Consider the following 21,158-nt stretch of genomic DNA (forward strand, 5'->3'; position numbering starts at 1 on the left):
ATGCTTCCATCAAGCTGTGGGTAGCCCTGACTAATTCAACTACCTTCCTAGAGTACCAACGGAAATATATATGTATCTTTACGTAAACACTCTCAAATAGATATTGTTAGATAATGGCTAACCATAAAGTTGCGCTTGGCTCAAAGTAAGACCGTCCATCCTTCGACAAGCTCGGGACGAACGGACTCACTTTTATATCACTATTTGTTAGCAACCTTAAGCTTTCTGCCCACTATAAATCACATAGAGCCAAGAAAATTAACTTGGTAATATTACCTTGTAGCTGTTCACTCGGTATGGCATTAATAATGCGATTGGAAATTAGGTATGCTGAAAAATAAATGCTACATCAAATAACCGTTTTAAGAGAGGTTTAAAATGCAATACTTGTTGGTCAATTTTCGGGAAGATCGTGAGGTTGTGGTGGATGATCATTTTTTGGGGGCAACCAATCAAGTGATTGAGATGGAGGAAGGGGTTCACAGCGTTAGCTTGGCTGCGCCGTATGACTTTAAGCCTCATGAATGGCAGGTTACTTTGATCAATTCCACTGTCGTTAAGCCCTTTGAAGTGGCTTTCACATAGTTATGCTGCGTATTATTTTGATTTCAGCGTTATGTTTGTTAGCTTCGGGCTGTGCTTCTTATGTGTTAAACCAGCCACTGGCCACATACAATCCAAAAACAGGATATCGTTTTCCCGATCCAGCTTCATTTGACACTAAAGAGGCGGTCAATTCTGATTCACTTTTTGTTTGCCTTGCGTTTTCCGGCGGCGGCACACGAGCTGCAGCGTTTGCTTATGGCGTTTTGGAAAAGTTACGCAATACGCCCATCCGTTGGGAAGGCAAGAGCGGCAGCTTACTCGATGAGGTGGATTGCATCTCTGGCATTTCCGGCGGTTCATTTACCGCCGCTTATTATGGGCTTTTTGGTAAGCGCATCTTCGACGATTTCCGAAAACGATTCTTAGACCGCGATATCCAGGGCGAATTATTTGGGCTTGTACTTAATCCTTTGAACTGGCTGCGTTTGGCTTCACCTAAATTCAACCGTATAGACTTGGCGACAGAACTGTATGACGAAACTATTTTCGATCATAAGACCTTTGACGATTTAAGTTTGCGGGGCAAGCGTCCGTTTATTATTTTGAATGCAACCGATCTCGCCAGTGGTCAATCGTTTGAATTTACTCAGGAGCAATTCGATTTTCTGGACTCCGACCTAGGTAAATTATCGGTTGCTCGCGCAGTGTCGGCTTCCTCCGCTTTTCCGTTTCTGCTCAGCCCAATTACTTTAAAGAATTACCCAAATGCCAAGCAATTCTTAATGCCTGAGACTGTTGAGAATGGGTTGAAAAGTCATGACTCTAACCGACGTTTATGGCATTGGGCGTTTCGCGCCAATGAATATCTGAATAAGCAAGAACATCCTTTTGTCCATCTGATGGATGGTGGGCTTTCGGACAACATTGGTATGCGGTCTATCGAAAATGTCTACCGGCGCAGCAGCGGTTTTATTCGTCAACGCATGAATAGCGGCAACAAGAAGAGCGGTATCAAAAAATTGATTTTTATTGTGGCGAACGCACGTACCGATAATCAGGATAATATCAGCAAGAACGACGTGCCGCCGGAAATTTCCGAAGTCGGTTTTAAAACCGCGACCATCTCATTAGAAAACTACAGTTTCGAAACCATTGAATCCATGCGTGATCTTTTCAATCAACGCAAACAAACCCAGGACACCTTGACTCAGTGCAACGACAAAATTAAACAGTGCCCTTCGGTTAAACCCTTTCATCAGCTAAGCCGAGAAATTGCACCGCTTTTCATAGACTTAAGTTTCGAGACTTATCCTGATCCAACCATTAGAAAGGAATTGCTGAATTTGCCAACCAGTTTCTCGTTGCCTAAAAAATCAGTAGATAAGGTAATCCGCGCAGGTAGTGAATTGTTGGAGAATTCCTCTGGCTTTCGGGATTTAAGAAATAAACTCCAGTCCGACCCGCCAAATCAATGCTATACAAAGTCATGTGTTACTGATTAAAGGTATTTTTTGGTGATGCTAACCTTTAATGAAAACAATAGCGACTACTTAGCCGTAAATTGATCGGTTTCGAACTGAGGTTTTAAACCCCAGCTTTTAGCCTTCACTAATTTGCCAAATAACAATAGCCTGTATATTTCCGCTATCGTCGTATTGAAATCAAAGGAGTTTTTGTATTTTCACAGACTCCCTTAATTGCTCATTTCCACATTTAACAGTGCCAGCGATAATTCTTGGCTAAATTCCCCCAGAACTTTACTGAGCGCGAGAACAGCTCCCGAATAAGATGAATCAGACAGTGAATGGTTGATAACGGAATGCCCGGCTTTCAGAATTTCATGCGTATTTTCATTTTTTATTGTCCAGTTGGCTTCGAGATTTGCTGATTTGCCGGGTGTGGTATCAAAACGAATGATGTCCACTACGATTTGCAAATCTACCGTACCATGCACACTCCAAGGGTAAGCCCTAACGATGTCATTTGGTTGCAAGCTAGAGATATTGCGCGTTAACGCTTGTAGCAAGTTATCTTGCAATGGCGATGCCCATTGCTGAAATTCCGCGATTTCCACGGCATTGCCAGCATGTCGGGTGATAATTTGTTTACGCTCCAATAATGCGGGAACAGAAATGGGGCCAATGCCGATGGTATGCTGCCTGGTATCCAAAACGGTTATTGGAGCGATTTGGCTTAAAGGTTCTAAAACGTAGAACTGGACAGAGGGCGCATTGGCACACGCTGTTACTAGCAGCACTAACAGTGCTGTTATTAGTAGCTTAGACATTATCACTCCTCATCTTTGCCACGAATCAAGGATTCGGGATGTTGTTCCAGATAATCAGTCAGTTGTTTCATTGAACTCGCCGCTTGCGTGAGTTCCTGAAGCATCTTATGGAATTCATAATAGCCCGTTGATCCAGGTTCCAAGTTACCTAGCACTCCTTGGGCGGATTTAATCGTGCCGCTGGCATTGCCCAGCGTTTCTTTTGCAGTTGATAACGTTCCGTTAGCGGTTATAAGCATACCTGTTGCCGCTTTTGACGTATCTTGTAGCGATGCCAAGGTTTTGTTCATTTCTATGGTCAACTTATCCAATGGCAATTTGGCGACCTTATCCATAATCGTTTGGGCAGAGCGGGAAAATTCCTCAAAAGAACTGGCGATGGTGGGGAACTCATTATAATCACTGTGATGGTCATGTTCATCGTTAGCGACGATCTTGCTGCCAGGGTGAAAATCCAGGTCGATCAACAGCTGCCCAGTGACTAAGCTGCCGGTCTGTAATTGAGCGCGTAGCCCTTTTTTGATGAGCTGCTTCATCACGTCTTTGTCGCTGACTTTGGCATCATCATTAACCGACTCAATACGATCAGGTTCCAGTTCTACAATGACGGGGACACGTATTTCTGCCGTTTTTTTGTCAAGTTCAAGACTAATATCGGTGACTTTTCCGATAGGTATGCCGCGAAGCTGCACGGGAGCGCCGATAGTCAAGCCGCGTACGGAGCCATTAAAGTGCATCACGTATTTCAAGGTGTTGGTGTAAGTGATTTGGGTTGATTGGTCATAAGTCTCGTATAACTGAAACAGTGTATTTTCAGCTTGCGCCTCGGCGGGTGTATCTTTTGGCGAAGCGCGAAAAGCGATACCGCCACTGAGCAAGGAAATTAACGGCCCTGTCCTGACTTTAAAGCCATCGGCACTGGCCGATAAATCTACGCCACTGTCTATCCAGAACCGCGTGTTTTTTCTGACGAATTGGTCGTAAGGTGAATTGATAAAAATGCTTAGGCGTATCGAATTAGCGTCATCCGACAACTTATGGCTAAGTACTTCGCCGACCGGGATGCCATGGAAATTAACCACTGTGCCAGGTCGCATGGAACCCAAGTTGCTGGTTTCAAGCATAAATTGTTTGCCATCCACGTTGCTTTTCATCACCGGTGGTGCTTTCAATCCACCAAAATGGCGCTGGTCTTCGCCCATCCCTGGCCTTAGCTCGATATAAGGTCCAGACAGCAGTGTACCTAATCCAGAAACCCCACCCAATCCTACTTGCGGCCTTACCACCCAAAAACTGGTGGTTTTTTTTAGGAATTCAGTCGCCGTGCTGGTCATTTGTGCCGTTACACGGATGGTTTTTAAATCTTCATTGATGGAAATGGCAGTGACTTTGCCGACTTCCACATCTAAGTAGCGAATCTTGGTTTTATCGACTTCCAGGCCTTCAGCGGTAGGAAAGTTGATAGTGATAACCACTCCTTTTTCCGACTCAGATTTAAATATCAACCACGCGCTGACTAGCAAAGCGATAAGCGGCAGAAACCAGACTAGCGGCAATGTCGCTTTTTTACTTAGCGTTATATCCGCCGCTTCAATTTCTTCTTCGGGTGAATTATTCATTGCTTATCTGATGATCCCATAACAACCGTGGGTCGAAACTTTTCGCCGCAAACATCGTTAACACAACAACACCGGCAAATGCAGTCGCAGCAGAACCTGCAATAACTTGCGCGACACCGCCTAAATCCACCAAGGCAACCAATATGGATATCATGAAAATATCCAGCATAGACCAGCGTCCCACAAACGCAATGATGCGGTACAACTGGGTAAATAATCGGGCATTGACTTGCCACCGGTAATGTACGCACAGCAATAACATGGTCAGCCCCAACAATTTCATTAAGGGAACTAGGATACTAGCAACCAGCACCAAAAGTGCAATCGGGATCATATCGCTTTGGATTAATGTCGCAATTCCACCGACTATAGTATGGGTTTCAGCTATGCCAAGCTGGGTCACGGACATGATAGGAAATATATTGGCTGGAACATAAAGACATAAGGCGCTGATAATTAAGGCGACAGTACGTTGAATGCTATGGGGTTTACGTGCGGAAACAGGATGTCCGCAAACAGGGCATAAGGTTTCAGTTTTCGATTTTATTAAACAACCGCAATCGTGGCAGCGCATAAAGCCTTGCGTTAAAGCGGTTTTTAGCGGTTTTAAAAGCATTATCTTTTAGTTAATTGACCAATCCGTTGCCAAAACAAGTAAATATCTAATTCTATCGTCAGCAGTGCATTCACGATCAGCAGGGCAACAAAGGCATACAAGCCCAAACCAAACCTAAGCTCTGCCATTCCGGCAAGTTTAACGCAAGCCACGATAATTCCCAAAGCATACACTTCCAGCATCGCCCATTCATTAAGATGTTGTAGCCAGCGCATCCAACGGACAAGGTGATTGTTAGCTTTTTGTATAAAGAGATGAAAGCTAATCAAAAATGCCAAGCCCAAATTTACTAAAGGCAATAAAACGCTGGAAAACAACACCAATAATGCCACTGCCCACATATCTTCTTTCAATAACGCTGAAACGCCTGACCACAAAGTGCCATCGTGGCTGTTCCCAAATATCTTGATGCCGACCATTGGCAGCAGATTAGCTGGCACGATTAAAATAAGTCCGGCAAGTGATAACGCCAATGTCCGTTCGATGCTTTGCTTACGCGGGCGTTGCAACAAATAACCACAGCGTGGGCAATGTGCTTTATCCCCAGGCTCAGGTGCGGCGGGATTCAGTAATAGATCGCATTCCGGGCAGGCTTCATACATAAGCGATATAGGCGCAAGGCTAAAGTAAAAACAAGGTGGTTTTCGCCTTGTGCCTTTCGCCTGCTTTTTTCACCACTGCGATTCGCCAGTTTCGGGGTCGTACATTTCATGGGTGATTTTATGTCGATTAGCGATAAGCTCATCAATGCTGGGCGAGTTGTTCATGGCCCGGCTTATGGCAAGCTTCATCGCCTCATAATTAGTGCGGTATAAGTCTTTCCTGTCTAAATCAGGATTTGTGGCACATTCCGGCGCAATCCATAGCATGGCGATAATGCACAAGTCGTTGGCTTGATCTTTCGGAATGACTCCGGCAATCACGCTATCCAAAACCGCATCCGCCACGGCAGATTGCACAGGGCCGCCAAATAAATTGACATAAGCAGCAGATTTGATCGTGACTTTGGGGACGATTATCGTAGCAGGACGCACTTGCTGGTTGCACGCACGAATGGCAAACATACGGGTGTGGCCTTCAGTTTGTCCCATCAAGGTCGCAAATGCATTCCCTGCGAGCCCTTTAACGCTGCCGATAAGTATTTCTGGCATAGCATCCGTACCTTGTCCATCGCTTGCAAACACTGTGGCTTCACCAGTTCTAAACAAAATATCATTCGACATATAGACTCCGTTAATTAGATCAAAACCTGCATTCTATGCTGGATGAAGATACAGGAGCAATATTAAAGATAACGAAAATAGCGGGACAGACAAAATAGCAGGATTTATATTCTTACCAGAAAGGTAATCGATGAGTCCAATCAATCGGATCGGCCACCATAAAAACAGCAGCACGGTCATATATCCGCTTCGTTTCGGCATTCATTTGGCTGCTATGAGATGAAATGTCAACAGAAACTAGGGTGAGGATTGTAAATGCTTAATTTTAAATCTCTCATCCCAACCTTTTCCCAGAAGGAGAAGGGGTTCTTTAATTTATTAGAGATTCTCTTATGCTTTTTTCAAATAAATCTCTGCAAAATTAGCAGAGGTTAACGGCTGGTCGAAATAATATCCTTGAAAAATAGAACAACCTTTCTGCTTTAAAAAGGCTAATTGTTCCGCTGTTTCAACGCCCTCTGCGATGACCTGTAAGTTCAAGTGCTTTGCCATGCTGATAATGGTTTCTACGATGACAGCATCACTGGAATCGCTCATGATGTCCCTAACAAAGCCTCTGTCGATTTTTAACACGTCCAGTGGTAACTGCTTTAGATACACCAAGGAAGAATAACCCGTGCCAAAATCATCCACAGCAATTGACACACCAAGAGCTTTCAAGGCTTTCATTTTAGCAACGGTATCTTCGATATCGACAATCATGACGCTTTCGGTCAACTCTATACCCAAGCGATAAGGCGCTATGCCCGCACTATCAATCGCATGTTTAACTTGACTGACGAAATCTTGTTGCCTGAACTGACGCGAACTTACATTGATCGACACGTAAGGCAAGGTATTGAGGCCAGCGTCATCCCACATTTTAATCTGGCGGCAAGCCTCCATTAGCACCCACTTACCGATGGTCAGTATCAGATTACTTTCCTCAGCAACGGGAATAAAATCAGCTGGGGACAACCTGCCTTTAATTTTGTCCTCCCACCGTATTAACGCTTCTGCACCTACCATGTTGCCAGCTGCATCCATTTGCGGATGGTAACAAAGGATAAACCGCCCCTGATCTATTGCTCCTCTTAGATCTTGCTCCAAGCTTAAACGCAAATCGGCCGCAACCTGCATGCTCGGCTGGAAAAAACTTATACTATTCCGGCCACTGGCTTTGGATCGATACATGGCAGTATCCGCTTGTTGTAATACCGCATCGGGATTTTCATGGTTTTCAGGAAATAACGCGATACCAATACTGGTGCCAATTTGATGCTGATATTCGTTCAATTTAAATGGGGTATTGATTTGTTCGCGAATTTTTTCAGCAACTGTCATAGCCTGATCGGCAGCGGCTGATAATGTTTCCGAATTTGCGTGCAATAAAACCACAAATTCGTCTCCGCCTAAACGTGATGGGGTGTCTTCTTCTCTAAGTACTGAGGCCAAGCGAAGGGCAACTTGTATCAATAACTCGTCGCCTACCAAATGGCCTTGTGAGTCATTCAATATTTTAAAATGATCCAAGTCAAGATATAACACGGCACCATACTGCTTGTGTCTTCTGGCAATGGCTAACTCTTGATCAAACCGATCCAGTAATAAACGTCGGTTCGGTAAGTTGGTCAAGGGATCATAAAACGCCATACTATGAATTTTATTTTCTGCATCTTTCTTTTCGGTAATATCCGAAAAGACGGAGACATAATGACTTACTTCGCCTAAATCATTTCTGACTGCCGTAACCGTTTGCCACTCAGGATAAACATCGCCATTCTTACGGCGATTCCAGATTTCACCTTCAAACTTATCTTTGCTTAATAATTGTTCCCAATAATCTTCAAAAAACGCCTGCTCATGCCGCCCAGATTTCAAGATCCTGGGATTCCCACCAATAACTTGTTGCGCAGAAAAACCGGTGATTTGGGTAAATGCGTTGTTGACCCGTAAGATTTTGGCATCTTTATCGGTAATCATAATGCCTTGTTGAGTCTCAAACGTGTTGGCTGCCAGGCGTAATTGCTCTTCAGAATGCTTTTGTCGGGTGATATCAATCATAAAACCGTACAACTCGGTGACCAAACCATCTTCAACCACTAAAGTCGCTATATCGCGTAACCAGACGATATGGCCATCTTCTGCAATCATTCGATATTCCATATCATAACTGTGGTTTTTCTTACCTGTAACGCCTTGTGCACAACGACTTAAGACAGTTTCTCTGTCGCTTTCATAGATGTGTTTCTGCCAAAAATCAGATTCCTCTAACCATTGCCTGACAGGGTATCCTAAAATACTCACGGCTTCGGCACTGACAAATAAAAACTTGAAAGTAACAGGATCTGCACGCCAAACAATAGCCGATTGGGTTTGTACCAACTTCCTAAATTGTCGCTCCCGCGCTGCCAATTTGAGATTACTGCGCTTGAGTTCCAAGGTACGTTTATCAACTTGTGTAACAACGAGTTCAGTATGCCCAGTCAACACGAGCAAGCCAATGCTCATGAAGCCAGTCAGAAATATACCGCCGACTAATAACTGCCAGGAAGACCAGGAGTAATATTCAGGCAAGAAATTTTTATTGGGCGTAGCTTGTAAAAACCAGTGCTGATCTCCGAAGTTTATCGTTTTTATCTGCGTAAGACTGAGAGGATCAGCCATTTCTTCGTTATCGTTCAATCCAAAAATGGATTCGAACTTAGGCTTAACAACATCATCAATCAATTTAACAGTGATATGTTTATCATTGCCTCGACGCATCGCACTTTGCAGGGATTCTTTCATATCAAAAACCCCGATCATTACGCCCTTAATACATTCACACGTATTAGAACCTATCTCATAACTGGGCACAGCAATCAGATAATACTGTTTACCCACTGCTCGGATCACAACATCCTGTTTGATATTCAGCGTATTAACCAACTCAGGAATGGAATTAAAATCGACTGAATGGCTGCTTTCATTGGGCTCAACAAACTGTCTGACGAAATGGTAACCTTGATCAACCTTTACTGCCTTCATCCATTCGATATGAACCATATCGGGATGTTGTTTTAGATCCGTTTGTACACTAATCCGAAAATCAGCCTCATTTGATGACTTGCTCAGGGTCATCATATTTTTAATACGATCTAGGGTAGATAATTTAGTCAAAAAATCATCCTGCAAGCCGTTTTTGACCAATTCGGTCTGATTACCGACAAGTTTATATAATCTCTCCAACTCCTTATTTTGGGAATATAAATAACCCATCGCGACTACCAGAAATACAATAGCTAACGGCACGCCCAGAGAGAATAAGCGCTGACGCCATATTCGATGCGATTTGTTAAACACTATAAAAAATAACGGGGTGAAAATAGCCACCCCTGAACAGTCCCCCAACCATCTGATCAAAATAGTAAATACGAGATCTGGCTTGGTAATGACTCCACTTAAAAACAGCCCTGTTGTCGTAATAGCCGCTGGGAAAAAAGTGGCCACCAACCCGGCTAAAAAAAAGAACAGTACAATTGACCGTAAAGAAACAAGCTCATTGGGAAAGTCCGCGAATCGCTTGACTAGAAAGCAACCTAACCAAGATCGAATGACACTGCTAAGGGGGCTAAGAATAATAATTAACGGCTTGAGTGGTGTCTCTGCTGCGTTAAACATTTCATAATGAAGCAGCACATCAGCCAAATAGATGCCTGGCAGCACCGCATAACCCCATATTAGCACGGCTCCTAGCCCTATCCCCGCAGGTGGCCAAACTGGGCAGGCATAGCTCTGAAACCATGCCAAAGGAAACATTAACCGACCGACGATATAATATAACAGCGTGGTTAAAACAATATATTGCCAATTTTTCAGCCAACTATTGTGCAGGTTAGCCATAGACATAATTAAATCCCAATATTCATCCCGCCAAGTTACTTAGAGAACAAGCTCACGACTCCAAGTTTAAATAGTTTATTCGTCGATATCATCAGATCTTCCCATACGAACAAATAAGTCAAGCAAGTATAGGAGTTAAATAGCATTAGTAAAAATCACCCCCGCTCTTTGAGCGGTCAATGAGTACACTGAAATTAATTGTTAACCTTAAACGAGACTTAATTATATATGAAATAGCCAGTTCTGGAGTTAATTTGTCCCTTTCCTGCAGGAGTGCTTATTATTTTTAAAAATAGTTTGACATACGCGGTTATCAATTTGTATTTAAAGAAAGCTATTAAAATTCAAAATCCTCCTTCTGCGGGAGAACAAGATAAAATTGCAACTCATAAGCTAACAATAAGTTTTGTAGATACCTGCGACCACAGGGCGATGAATTTTTAGAGCCTCTTTCAACAAGAAAGGTACGAAATGGCTGCTAACCCTGTAAAATGCACACTTTTTATCACAAAGAAAGCACATGCGTACCTCTCAATTTCCGCTTAATACCGTTAAAGAAACTCCTGCTGATGCCGAAATAGCCAGCCACCAACTCATGATACGCGCAGGACTTATCCGTAAACTCGCCACTGGACTGTATAGCTGGCTACCATTGGGTTTGCGGGTGTTACGCAAAGTAGAAAAAATCACAAGGGAAGAGATGGAAAAAGCAGGGGCGCTGGAGGTATTAATGCCAGCTCTGCAACCAGCAGAACTCTGGCAAGAAACCGGACGATGGGAAAAATACGGCCCTGAACTTGCTCGATTAAAGGATCGCCATGACCGCGATTTTTGTCTGGGACCTACGCATGAAGAAATTATTACTGATTTGGCACGTAACGAAATCAAAAGCTATAAGCAATTGCCCATCACTTACTACCAAATTCAGACCAAGTTTCGTGATGAAATCCGTCCCCGTTTTGGCGTAATGCGTTGCCGTGAATTTATTATGAAAGATGCGTATTCCTTCCATTTAAGCCAGGAGTCGCTTGACGAAACTTATGCTGTCATGCACCAAGTGTACACCACGATATTTACGCGCTTTGGTTTAAAGTTTCGCGCAGTTATCGCCGACTCTGGCTCAATAGGAGGTGCAGTATCGCATGAGTTTCATGTCCTGGCCGATTCTGGTGAAGATGCTATCGCATTTTCTGATGAGGGTGATTATGCCGCAAACGTTGAACAAGCGGTGGCTTTACCACCTAAATCCCCAAGATCATCTCCTAGTGAAGAATTAGAGAAAATCGTCACGCCCGACCAAACATCAATTATAGAGGTCAGTCAGTTTTTGGGTATTGCTCCACAAAAAATCCTTAAGACACTTGCTATCATGAAAAAAGTTAAGACTGCTCAGAACCAAGATGTAGAAGTATTCTGCCTCTTGTATTTGCGGGGCGATCATGAACTTAACGAAATCAAAGCACGCAAGATATTGGGTGAATTCCGTTTTGCGGCACCTGAGGAAATTGATGATAACCTAAGTTGCCGTTTTGGATACATTGGTCCGCCATTAAAGAATTCGGGTCTGTTTATTAATTGGATCGCCGATCATTCAGCCATCAATATGAGTGATTTTACGTGTGGCGCTAATGAGCCAGGCTTTCATCTGAGTGGGTGCAACTGGGAAAGAGACTTCCTGTTATCGCCCATTTCAAGTCTTTCGGAAAGTATCGCTGACATTCGTAACGTAGTCGAGGACGACCCTAGCCCTGATGGCAAAGGCAATATCCACATCGCACGGGGCATTGAAGTCGGCCATATCTTCCAGCTTGGCACTAAATACAGTGCCGCCATGAAAGCTGACGTTATCAACGAAAACGGTAAAAACCAAACCATGATTATGGGCTGTTACGGGATCGGTATCTCCCGCGTCGTCGCCTCTAGCATCGAGCAAAGCCATGATGCACGGGGTATTATTTGGCCTGCAAGCCTTGCGCCGTTTCAAGTGGCTATTTGCCCTATGAACATGCACAAATCAGAACGTTTAAAAACTGCTGCTGAAAATCTATATAAGGATTTATTAAATGCAGGGATCGATGTCTTGTTTGATGACCGCAAAGTACGTGCGGGCTTTATGTTTTCCGATATGGAGCTTATTGGTATACCGCACTGCATCATCATTAGCGACAAGGGCTTGGATACCGGACTTGTTGAATATAAATCGAGGACTTCCGAACAAAACGAAGATATTCCGTTTGCTGGACTTATGGATTTCTTACAAACCAAACTCGCACAATATGTCGTTTAATTTGTTTTTGCGATTTTAATAATTATAAATGCAAGCCGATAGATAAACAATTGATCTATCGGCTTGACTACGTGCCTTTATGTTTTACTACGGTTTGGGCTGAGATTTTATCGAAACATCCGCTTTTGTTTGTAAGCTAGCCAACATTGCGTTGAATTCTGACTGTCCAAAAGCTTTAGCCAGGTTTTTCTTGGCTAATTCCATCTGTTTCTTATCTTCATCACTGATAACACCAATTGCTACTTTTTTCAGACTAACCACCACTTGTTCGCCGGTAGATAATCCAACGGCAAACATAGTTGCTTTACCGGCAACAGGCTTTGCCGCCTTAAAAATCGCATCGTTAAGTTGCTCAGGCAAGCTATTCTTAGTACGCGTCAATCCGGTTGACTCTTTCACAGCCAGCTTAAGGTCAGCAGCTACCTTTTGGATGCTCTCACCTGCTTGTACACGCAATTTGATTTTATTTGCCTTCTCAATTGCTTGTTGGCTAGCCTTATCATTAGATATTGCAGTAACCACATCCTGTTTTACGCTATTTAGTTCACGTACGGCGGCTGGTTTGCGTTCAAGCAGCCGTAACACAACCAAACGATCCGCGCCTAACTCAATCGGAGCACTATTATTACCTTGAAGTACTTCCTCAGAAAATGCAGCATCACGAATTTTTTGCTCAGAGGCAATACTTTCGCCTTTATCCTTGGCAAATAACCCTGACTTTTTAACGCTTAGAGAAAGTGCTTCCGACACGGTTTGTAAACTGTCAGGGTTTTCATAGCTCATTTCTGTCAGTTTCTCGCCAGCTTCATAAAAGGCATTTTCTGCCTTCGCTTTTTGGTATCCTTTGGTAACTTCATCTTTCACCGCATCAAAAGACTTAACTACGCCAGGTACTAGCTCAGTCACTTTAATCAAGTGATAACCAAATGAGGACTTGACGGGTTTAGATACCTCGTCTGCTTTTAATGTGCTTGCTGCCTCTTCAAACGATTTTTCCATACTGCCCACGACAAACAAACCTAAATCACCGCCTTTTTTGGCGGTAAGCTTATCGTCGGACGCTTCCCCAGCCAGCACAGAAAAGTCTTTACTCTTCAAATCTTGTTGCGCTTTTATGGCTTTTGCCAGTGCCGTCTTGTCATCGGTTTTTGCGTTGACAGCATACAGGATATGGCTTATTTTTCGCCGTTCCGGTGTGCTGTACTGCTCTTTTTGTTCTTCATAAAACGTACGGAGCTTATCGTCTGTAATGGGGATTTTTTTAGCGATTTCTTCCAATGACAATTCTACGTATTCTACAGAAACCTGTTCCGGTATTTTGTAATCCGCTTGATGCTGTTGGTAATAAGCGGTAATTTCTTGGTCACTGGGTTGCACCGTTACCTTTTCCATTGCGACGGTTACATAATCGACATCGCGTTGTTGATTTTGAATTTTGAAGAAATTATCAATCGCGTATTGGGTCGCAAAACTGCTGTCGACGATACTATGCTGAAATTGCTCCATAATCAGAGCGCTTTTAATTTTATTCACAAACTCAGCCGATGACATTTTTTGTGAAGTAAGCAGCGATTTATAGCGCTTGTCATCAAATTTGCCATCCGTTTGAAAATACGGTAAGGTTTCGATGAAAGCACGAGTGCTGGAATCGGTTGCGACGAGTCCTTCTGCGTGTGCATACTGCAATAAAACTTCATCTTTGATTAATTTATCCAGCGCTTGCGATTTCAAAAGCCGCTCATCAACCGTCATACCCTGAAAATTCTGGGCGTATTGTTCATAAGCCTTGTTGACATCACGCTGATAAAAATCTTTATCGCCAACGGATGCAACCGCCGCTTCCTTGCCTGTATCGACGTAATTTTGAATACCCCATAATGCGAAAGGTACACATATTACAATCAAGATTATCCAAGCGAAGGCACCTTGTGCCTTTTCTCTAATTGTTGTCAGCATAAGCTCAATCCTAAAGAAGCTATATTGTCTAAGCAAGCACTGATTATTTCAGCACTCCCTCAAGAAAAATCCTGTTAAAAAAAAAGCCCCGAACCTTGTCGGTACGGGGCTTTATATTTGGCGGAGCGGACGGGACTCGAACCCGCGACCACCGGCGTGACAGGCCGGTATTCTAACCAACTGAACTACCGCTCCAAAGTCTGGTGGGTGCTGAGGGGTTCGAACCCCCGACCCTCGCCTTGTAAGGGCGATGCTCTCCCAGCTGAGCTAAGCACCCGACTAAAGACGACTATTTTATAGCATCTTTAAGAGTTTTACCAGCCTTAAATGATGGAAGCCTTGCCGCTTGAATTGTTATCTCACGACCTGTCTGCGGATTGCGCCCTAAGCGTTCAGCTCTTTCTTTGACGGCATAAGTACCAAAACCGACTAAAGTGACAGAATCTCCTTTGCTCAAAGCTCCTGTAACAGCACCGATAAAACCATCCAAAGCACGGCCTGCATCTGCTTTTGTTAATCCAGAAGACTCTGCCATTGCATCAATAAGTTCCGATTTATTCATTTATTCCCCCTTAGGAAAGTGAGCGTTATATTAGGAAATTGTAGCTTGTATTATGTAGCGAGAATATTGTATCTGTTCTTATGCTGATTCCATCAAGGACATAAGACCAATTCCGCTGGTATTTATAACAATTGCCCTCATAGAGTGTCAAGCTTTAAAGGTCAGGGAAAAGCGATCCTGACCTTTATTTGACGACACTTAATTACATCAATGAGCAATAACACCAGGGCTTGATTTTATTTTATCCGTGTCAGTTTCACCTTTAGCTTGCTCGCCACTAGCGGTTTTTACCAATGGGCTAGGCATATACTGCAAGGCAACTTCCAGTACCTCATCTATCCATTGCACGGGTTTAATCAGTAGGTTTTGCTTAATATTTTCTGGTATTTCAACTAGGTCTTTTTCATTTTCAGCAGGAATAAGAACCGTAGTAATGCCGCCCCGATGGGCAGCCAACAGCTTTTCCTTTAGCCCACCAATCGGTAATACTTGACCACGCAAAGTGATTTCTCCCGTCATAGCAACATTGGCGCGAACTGGAATTTTAGTCAGTGCCGAAACAATTGCCGTACACATACCAATCCCCGCACTAGGCCCGTCTTTCGGTGTCGCCCCTTCTGGAACGTGAATATGAATATCATTCTTTTGAAAAATTTCACTGTCCAAGCCAAGTATATCTGCGCGGCTTCTAACCACTGTCATGGCGGCCTCGATGGACTCCTTCATGACATCGCCAAGCTTACCAGTGGCCGATTGTTTGCCCTTACCTGGAGTAACCGCCGTCTCTATAGTCAGCATCTCACCACCCACCTCAGTCCACGCCAATCCGGTGACTTGACCAATTTGATCCTGTTCTTCGGCAAGTCCATAGTGATAGCGTTTGACACCCAAGTAGTTATTCAGAGTTTCCGGTGTAATAACCGTTTTTTCCTGACTAGGCGTAAGCAACAAATTTTTCACGACTTTACGGCAAATTTTTGAAATGTCGCGCTCAAGACTACGCACCCCAGCCTCGCGGGAATAATAGCGGATCATATCCCTTACTGCCGTTTCGGAAATCTCAATTTCGCTCTCTTTCAGACCATTATTTTTTATCTGTTTTTTAATCAAATACTTGAGAGCGATATTTATTTTTTCATCTTCGGTATAACCCGCAATTCGAATGACTTCCATTCTGTCCAGCAGGGCTGGAGGAATATTCATGGTATTCGCAGTCGCGACAAACATCACATCCGATAGATCAAAATCAACTTCGAGATAATGATCGGAGAAGGTATGGTTTTGTTCTGGATCAAGCACTTCCAATAGAGCCGAAGCCGGATCGCCACGGAAATCAGCCGCCATCTTGTCGATTTCATCCAGCAAGAAAAGCGGATTCCTGGTTTTGACTTTCGCCAAGCTTTGTAAGATTTTCCCAGGCATGGATCCTATATAAGTACGTCGATGCCCACGTATTTCGGCTTCATCACGAACCCCACCCAAGGCCATACGCACGTATTTACGGTTGGTTGCCCTGGCAATAGACTCTCCCAGCGAGGTCTTACCAACTCCAGGCGGCCCTACCAGGCATAATATCGGCCCTTTAAGCTGTTTAACACGCTGCTGCACCGCAAGGTACTCCAGTATGCGCTCTTTCACTTTTTCCAGCCCGTAATGCTCAGATTCCAGTACTTGCTCGGCATCTTTCAATATCCGCGTGACCTTGGTTTTCTTTTTCCACGGCACATTGACCATCCAATCAATATAGTTCCGTACAACTGTGGCTTCAGCAGACATCGGCGACATTAATTTGAGCTTATTCAATTCTGTGTTGGCTTTGGTTTTGGCCTCTTTGGACATCCCTGCATCTTCGATTTTGTTTTCTAAGTCTTCGATTTCATTAGGCACATCATCCATATCACCCAATTCCTTTTGGATGGCTTTCATCTGCTCATTCAGATAGTATTCCCGTTGATTTTTCTCCATCTGCTGCTTCACGCGCACACGGATTTTCTTTTCCATTTCGAGAATATCAACTTCGCCTTCCATCAGCGCCATCAAGACTTCCAGCCTTTGCTCGATGTCAGCCGTTTCTAGGATTACCTGTTTTTCGTGGATTTTGATGGCAATATGGGCGGCCATCGTATCTGCAAGTCGGCTAGGATCGTCAACGCCAGTTAAAACGTTCAACACTTCGGGCGGGATTTTATTGTTAAATTTAACGTACTGATCGAAAGTATTCATGACCGTACGCTTTAAGGCATCCAACTTTTGCTCTGAAATAAGTAGAATGTCATTAATTTTTGATACCGTGGCGGATATAAAGCCGTCGGTGTCCTTATAATTAAGCACTTGGCTGCGTTCGCTACCTTCCACCAAAACCTTGACTGTCCCATCCGGTAATTTCAATAATTGCAGAATATTGGCTAAAGTCCCGACCTCATAGAGGTCAGCAAATTCTGGATCATCGACGCCCGCTTCTTTCTGCGCGACCAGGAGGATTTGCTTGTTTTCCAGCATGGCGGCATTCAAGGCATCAATAGACTTCTGCCTGCCGACGAATAAAGGAATGACCATGTGGGGATAGACAACGACATCCCTTAGCGGCAATACGGGGACTATTATTTCTGATTCTTTCATCTTCTGTGCTTCCATTAATGGAACAAAACGTGCGTTAGCCATGATTATGGGGATGTTATTTCAAATAGCAAGAATGAAATGGCCTTAGCTAGACGGACTTAGCAAAGTTTTTTGCTTTTTGGCGAATTGCATACCTGCAAACACAAAAAAGGAGCTTTAAACTACAAAGCCCCTATTTGAGTTTCTGATGAACCACTGTGCCTAAGCCTTTATTTTTTCCGTCTCGTAAACCAGATACGGTTCTGCTTCGCCCATAATAACGCCTTCATCGACCACGACCTTGCTGATATTATCGGCAGATGGCAGCTCATACATGGTATTAAGGAGGACATTCTCGACAATGGTTCTTAAGCCCCTGGCACCGGTTTTTCTTTCCATGGATTTACGGGCAATAGCACCGAGTGAGTCTTCCCTAAACTCTAATTCTGCACCTTCCATCTCAAATAAGTGCTGATATTGTTTGATTAAGGCATTTTTGGGTTCGGTCAAAATTTTGATCAGAGCCGCTTCATCCAATTCATCTAATGTGGCAACAACAGGTAAACGCCCAACAAACTCAGGGATCAAACCGTACTTGATAAGGTCTTCCGACTCAACTTCAGCAAAAAGCTGACCAACATTTTTGCCTTCATCTTTTGTTTTAACATCTGCAGAAAAGCCGATACCGCCTTTTTCAGAACGCGCCTTAATAACCCGATCCAATCCGGCAAAAGCACCGCCCACGATAAATAGAATGTTGGCTGTGTTGACTTGCAAAAACTCTTGTTGTGGATGTTTACGTCCACCTTGGGGAGGCACGGAGGCAATAGTGCCTTCGATCAACTTTAATAGTGCTTGCTGTACGCCTTCGCCCGATACGTCGCGGGTAATGGACGGATTGTCAGATTTGCGTGAAATTTTATCGATTTCGTCAATATATACGATACCAGTTTCGGCTTTTTCGACATCATAATCGCATTTTTGCAAAATCTTTTGGATAATGTTTTCGACATCTTCACCGACATATCCAGCTTCGGTCAGGGTGGTCGCATCGGCTATGGTAAACGGCACATCCAGCAACCTAGCCAAAGTTTCAGCCAATAAGGTCTTGCCGGAACCGGTGGGGCCGATCAGCAAAATATTGCTTTTTGCCAACTCAACGCCATCTTTCTTGGACTTATTACGCAGTCTTTTATAGTGATTATAAACAGCTACCGCCAAAATTTTCTTGGCGCGTTCCTGCCCTATTACATAGCTGTCTAACTCTTCTTTAATTTGCTTGGGCTTGGGTAATTCACCGCCATAAAAAGATGAAGATTTATCCTGCAACTCATCTTTAATGATGTCGTTGCACAAATCAACACATTCATCACAGATATAAACTGACGGCCCTGCGATCAGTTTTCTGACTTCTTGCTGGCTTTTGCCGCAAAATGAACAATAAAGCAGCTTATCGTCGTCCTTGCTGTTTTTATCATTACTCATACTTGGACTCCTGAAAAAACCCAGCTCATTGTGATCATGCTTGTTATAGTCATTACCAAAATATTAAAACCGAATATCATCATTATTCTAGTTTAATTACGTCAATCTTGTTAAAAACTTAGGTAGGAACAGAAGTTCTATTCGACAAAACCTTATCAATCAATCCGTAGCTGACTGCATCTTCTGGGCTTAAAAAATTATCCCTGTCCGTATCAATAGCAACCTTCTCTACCGGCTGCCCCGTATGATGGGACAAAACCTTGTTCAACTTATCTCTGATTAGCAATATTTCCCGCGCATGGATGTCAATATCCGAAGCTTGGCCTTGAAAACCGCCCAAAGGTTGGTGGATCATCATGCGTGAATGCGGTAGACAATAGCGCTTACCTTTCGCGCCACCCGTCAATAGCAATGCGCCCATACTGGCCGCTTGACCGATACACATGGTACTGACATCGGGCTTGATGAATTGCATGGTGTCGTAAATAGACATACCCGAAGTCACAGAGCCGCCTGGGGAATTAATATAAAGATGTATATCTTTATCAGGATTTTCCGACTCCAGAAACAGCAACTGCGCCACCACTAGATTAGCCATATAATCTTCAACCTGACCGATCAGGAAGATGACACGCTCTTTTAAAAGCCTCGAATAAATATCAAAACTGCGTTCACCGCGTGCAGTTTGCTCTATGACAATCGGCACTAAGGTACCGGCAGCTTGCGGCGATATAATCTGGTTTATGTTGTTGTGTTTGTTATACATTAAATAAGTGTTTAGCGTTGATTTGCATCCATAATATCACTAAAACCTACGGTTTCATCAGATATTTTTGCCTGCGAAACCAACCATTCGACCGTCTGATCCTCCAACACCATTTGCTGAACACCCTGCAAACGGCTCTTGTCCGAGTAATACCATGACACATAAGCCTCCGGTTGTTCGTAGCTTTTCGCCATATCTTCTATTGTCGTACGTACTTTTTCGTCGTCAACTTTAATTTCTTTAATATGGATGATTTCACCCAAAATCAACCCCAAAGCTACGCGTCGCTGCGCCTGATCTTTAAACATTTCCTTGGGTAACTGTAAATCCGCCTGTTTTAATTTATTTCTTTTGGCGGATTCAAGATAGGGCTTCATTAACGTTTGAATTTCCTCGTCTATCAAGACGCTAGGAACGGGCGGCTGGATTTTTTCATATAAAGCTTCCAATACCGAGTTTTTCAATTTGCCATGTAGCGCTTGGGTAAGTTCTCGCTGCATATTGGTTTTTATATCGTTACGAAAGGTAGCCAGCAAGCCATCTTTAGTGCCGTAAGCTTTGATAAACTCTTCGTCAACCGCTGGCAATACTGGCTCTTCAACCTTAAAAGTCTCAACGTCAAAATCAGCAGCTTTACCAGCTAGTTTTGCATTGTTATATTCTTCCGGGAAGGTCACCAAAAAGGTTTTGCCCTCATCTTTTTTTAATCCGATAAGGTTATCTTCAAAGCCAGGTATCATTTGTTTGGCACCGATTTCCACTTGAAAATCTTGCACCCGCCCTTCGGTAAAGTTTTCGCCTTCACACACACCTGAAAAAGCTATCGTAATGCGGTCTTTATCTCGAGAAGCCCGCTCCACTTCATTCCAAGTTTTTTTCTGGGTCTGCAATTTTTCGATCATCGCATCAACATCGCCTTCCTCTACCGAAGCAGAAGTGCGCGTTATTGCCAAACCTTCAATGCCTTCCAAGGAAATTTCAGGATAAACCTCAAACTCGGCGATATATTTGAAGCCTTCAGTTTCATCCAAATCATGAATTTTGGGTTGACCAGCAGGATTTAACTTTTGGTCACGCAAAGCATCATAGTAAGTGGATTGAATTAAATCCCCAGCCACTTCACCGCGTACCTTTTCGCCATACATTTTGTTGACGACGTGCTGAGGCACCTTGCCTGGGCGGAAACCATCAATCTTGACCTGACGAGACAAAGCTTTTAAACGCTCGGCCATTTTTTCCTGAACGACAGCTTCAGGTACGATAACAGTCATTTTTCTGCTTAATTCGGATGTCTTCTCGACAGAAACTTGCATGGTTTTACCTCAACAAACGGTTTGGATTTTTACGGG

15 protein-coding genes and 2 tRNA genes are annotated in these 21,158 nt (G+C 43.6%); 3 read left to right on the plus strand and 14 right to left on the minus strand.

Annotation, left to right across the window (positions count from 1 at the left end; translation table 11 throughout):
* Window positions 1-378 precede the first annotated feature (378 nt).
* Window positions 379-585 (plus strand): hypothetical protein, encoded by a 207-nt coding sequence (locus tag ABL924_RS01225; protein ID WP_349025245.1) that lies wholly within the window; start codon window positions 379-381, stop codon window positions 583-585.
* Window positions 586-587: 2 nt separating this feature from the next.
* Window positions 588-2,048, plus strand: coding sequence for a patatin-like phospholipase family protein (locus ABL924_RS01230; protein ID WP_349025246.1), 1,461 nt, complete (start codon window positions 588-590; stop codon window positions 2,046-2,048).
* Between the two features lie 191 nt (window positions 2,049-2,239).
* Here the strand turns inward: ABL924_RS01230 and ABL924_RS01235 are convergent, their stop codons facing one another.
* The 6 genes from ABL924_RS01235 to ABL924_RS01260 all read right to left on the minus strand — a co-directional run bounded on the left by ABL924_RS01235 (window position 2,240) and on the right by ABL924_RS01260 (window position 10,161).
* Window positions 2,240-2,833, minus strand: a complete 594-nt coding sequence (locus ABL924_RS01235) for a PqiC family protein (RefSeq protein ID WP_349025247.1) — start codon at window positions 2,831-2,833, stop codon at window positions 2,240-2,242.
* A 2-nt stretch (window positions 2,834-2,835) separates the two neighbouring features.
* Window positions 2,836-4,452, minus strand: coding sequence for an MlaD family protein (locus ABL924_RS01240; RefSeq protein ID WP_349025248.1), 1,617 nt, complete (start codon window positions 4,450-4,452; stop codon window positions 2,836-2,838).
* Window positions 4,445-5,068 (minus strand): paraquat-inducible protein A, encoded by a 624-nt coding sequence (locus tag ABL924_RS01245; RefSeq protein ID WP_349025249.1) that lies wholly within the window; start codon window positions 5,066-5,068, stop codon window positions 4,445-4,447. Before ABL924_RS01245 ends, ABL924_RS01240 begins: the two co-directional genes overlap by 8 nt.
* Window positions 5,068-5,670: a paraquat-inducible protein A gene (locus ABL924_RS01250; RefSeq protein ID WP_349025250.1), complete on the minus strand. Its 603-nt coding sequence runs from the start codon at window positions 5,668-5,670 to the stop codon at window positions 5,068-5,070. The genes ABL924_RS01245 and ABL924_RS01250 overlap by 1 nt, the downstream gene beginning before the upstream one ends.
* Window positions 5,671-5,739: 69 nt before the next feature.
* Complete coding sequence (fae, locus tag ABL924_RS01255; protein WP_349025251.1) at window positions 5,740-6,291, minus strand: formaldehyde-activating enzyme; 552 nt, start codon at window positions 6,289-6,291, stop codon at window positions 5,740-5,742.
* Window positions 6,292-6,621: 330 nt separating this feature from the next.
* Window positions 6,622-10,161, minus strand: a complete 3,540-nt coding sequence (locus ABL924_RS01260) for an EAL domain-containing protein (RefSeq protein ID WP_349025252.1) — start codon at window positions 10,159-10,161, stop codon at window positions 6,622-6,624.
* A gap of 514 nt (window positions 10,162-10,675) precedes the next feature.
* On the opposite strand from ABL924_RS01260, the gene ABL924_RS01265 reads away from it, so the two are divergent.
* Window positions 10,676-12,442, plus strand: a complete 1,767-nt coding sequence (locus ABL924_RS01265; RefSeq protein ID WP_349025253.1) for a proline--tRNA ligase — start codon at window positions 10,676-10,678, stop codon at window positions 12,440-12,442.
* A gap of 87 nt (window positions 12,443-12,529) precedes the next feature.
* Here ABL924_RS01265 and ABL924_RS01270 read toward each other — a convergent pair whose 3' ends face one another.
* From ABL924_RS01270 to tig, 8 genes are all read right to left on the minus strand, one after another.
* Entirely contained in the window at window positions 12,530-14,398 is a 1,869-nt protein-coding gene (locus tag ABL924_RS01270) for a SurA N-terminal domain-containing protein (RefSeq protein WP_349025254.1), read from the minus strand.
* Window positions 14,399-14,516: 118 nt separating this feature from the next.
* A tRNA-Asp gene (locus ABL924_RS01275) sits at window positions 14,517-14,593 on the minus strand.
* A gap of 6 nt (window positions 14,594-14,599) precedes the next feature.
* A tRNA-Val gene (locus ABL924_RS01280) sits at window positions 14,600-14,675 on the minus strand.
* A gap of 12 nt (window positions 14,676-14,687) precedes the next feature.
* On the minus strand, window positions 14,688-14,960 hold the full coding sequence (locus ABL924_RS01285; RefSeq protein ID WP_349025255.1) for an HU family DNA-binding protein: 273 nt from the start codon (window positions 14,958-14,960) through the stop codon (window positions 14,688-14,690).
* A 207-nt stretch (window positions 14,961-15,167) separates the two neighbouring features.
* Complete coding sequence (lon, locus tag ABL924_RS01290; protein ID WP_349025333.1) at window positions 15,168-17,579, minus strand: endopeptidase La; 2,412 nt, start codon at window positions 17,577-17,579, stop codon at window positions 15,168-15,170.
* A gap of 201 nt (window positions 17,580-17,780) precedes the next feature.
* On the minus strand, window positions 17,781-19,043 hold the full coding sequence (gene clpX, locus ABL924_RS01295; RefSeq protein ID WP_349025256.1) for an ATP-dependent Clp protease ATP-binding subunit ClpX: 1,263 nt from the start codon (window positions 19,041-19,043) through the stop codon (window positions 17,781-17,783).
* A 118-nt stretch (window positions 19,044-19,161) separates the two neighbouring features.
* Window positions 19,162-19,809, minus strand: a complete 648-nt coding sequence (gene clpP / locus ABL924_RS01300) for an ATP-dependent Clp endopeptidase proteolytic subunit ClpP (RefSeq protein ID WP_349025257.1) — start codon at window positions 19,807-19,809, stop codon at window positions 19,162-19,164.
* An 11-nt stretch (window positions 19,810-19,820) separates the two neighbouring features.
* Window positions 19,821-21,122 (minus strand): trigger factor, encoded by a 1,302-nt coding sequence (gene tig, locus ABL924_RS01305; protein WP_349025258.1) that lies wholly within the window; start codon window positions 21,120-21,122, stop codon window positions 19,821-19,823.
* Between the last annotated feature and the right edge of the window lie 36 nt (window positions 21,123-21,158).

This window comes from Methyloglobulus sp. (assembly GCF_040079455.1).
Classification (GTDB): domain Bacteria; phylum Pseudomonadota; class Gammaproteobacteria; order Methylococcales; family Methylomonadaceae; genus Methyloglobulus.